This is a genomic window from Gilliamella sp. wkB108 (assembly GCF_001690195.1).
In the GTDB taxonomy this organism is placed as follows: Bacteria; Pseudomonadota; Gammaproteobacteria; order Enterobacterales; family Orbaceae; genus Gilliamella; species Gilliamella apicola_L.
The window spans coordinates 1-1,510 of record NZ_LZGM01000063.1; the positions used below are offsets into that span (position 1 = coordinate 1).

1 protein-coding gene and 1 pseudogene are annotated in these 1,510 nt (G+C 33.0%); both read right to left on the reverse strand.

The genetic code is table 11. The features are described 5' to 3' along the window. Window positions 1-608: pseudogene (locus A9G11_RS06155) on the reverse strand (hypothetical protein); the annotation flags it as partial. 206 nt (window positions 609-814) lie between these two features. Beyond that, a partial coding sequence (locus tag A9G11_RS14390) for a hypothetical protein (RefSeq protein WP_218056072.1) occupies window positions 815-1,510 on the reverse strand: 696 nt, incomplete at its 5' end.

A 1,510-nucleotide genomic window follows, 5' to 3' on the forward strand; every position in this document is an offset into this window, starting at 1 on the left:
ACATCTTGTTCCCAAAATGCTGGTGTAGGCTCTTTGGGATTATCATCGTAGTATTTAGTATCAGCCAAATGCATATACAAACTATAAAAATAGAGGCGATGACCTGGTTTTTTGTCTTTTTTTGACTTGGTTGCTGGCGCAGTTGATGTTTTGGTTGACGAGGATGAGGCATTCGATGATTGAGCTGAATTAGCCGTTGCTTCTGATTTTTGTGTGTCGGCATTATCCGTTGGCTTATTAGTTTCTGCTGCTTTTGGTGTTTCTTTTTCAATAAGATCCATTTCAAGCAGATGCCGAACTAAGACAAAACCGGTTGAGAAAAAACCAACTTCATCACCATAATCTACTTTTTGATAATTGTCATTAACGCGATAAGCTATGACTTCTCCATCAGCAATACAATGCACTTTACGAACACTTTCATTACCTAATCCGGCAAGAACATTCTGATCAAAATGAATTCCACCATGCACCTGATTGTTTATACTGACAGGATAAAAGCCACTTTGTGCTAATTGTAATGACCGATAATAATGATTTTCACTTGGTTTATCTTCATCATTTTTGATAACCGGGAACTTCCATCTTTTTACTGCTAATAATGCCATTTTTTTAATCCTTTTATTTAACAATTTGGTATTTAGTCAATTGATTAATAAACATTTTAGCGCCGTTAATGATACTGGCTTATCAATTATTTTTTTAAAACTCTTCAGTCAATTTACTGAATAAATTTGATATCAATGACACAAAATTTTTCAATTCGTGTCACCCTTCATAAAAATCTTAGTGTTATTATTAGTTAGGATAAATATCACCAGATGGTAAACGCTTTCCCATCAATCCATTTCACCATTTCACCTTGGTCTTTACTTTTATAACTCACCTTAAACCAGATATCAGGATATCGACTTTTTTTTAGTTTCTCTTTATTCCAAATCACATCCAGAATTTTAACAAAATCATTTTGAACCAAATACATATCCGTTGGATGGCTATCATTAGGCTCATCATAAAGTGGTACTTTTTCGTGCTGAATATATGACTTGATATTTTTTTTGATGGTCGATTTGTTTAATCGTTTCGCTAATGCCGTTTTATCATAAAAAGTAATCTTCCCTTTTGAATCGATAATGTCCAATCCGATAAAACTCTCAGCGCTTTCTCGACTTGCCATCCGTTGATAAATTTGTGACTCTTTAAAACGGTATTCTTTGTCCTGATTCGTCATGATAAGTGTATATTTATTCGAAACATAATTTTTGATTGATGAATAGCGACGGTACAAACTGATATCATCTAATTTGCCAATAAACACATCAAACTCTTTATTAGATAAATAGTGATTAGTTTCTGGGAAGAATATATAGTAAAATACACCGTATAAGTAAAAGTCTGGAAATAAATTTTCAAACCCATCATCATCATCAAACCCATCGGCTACAATTTGTGGTTTACCACAATAAGAATGGCTAGTTGCCATATAATTTTTTAATTGCTGATTAACATA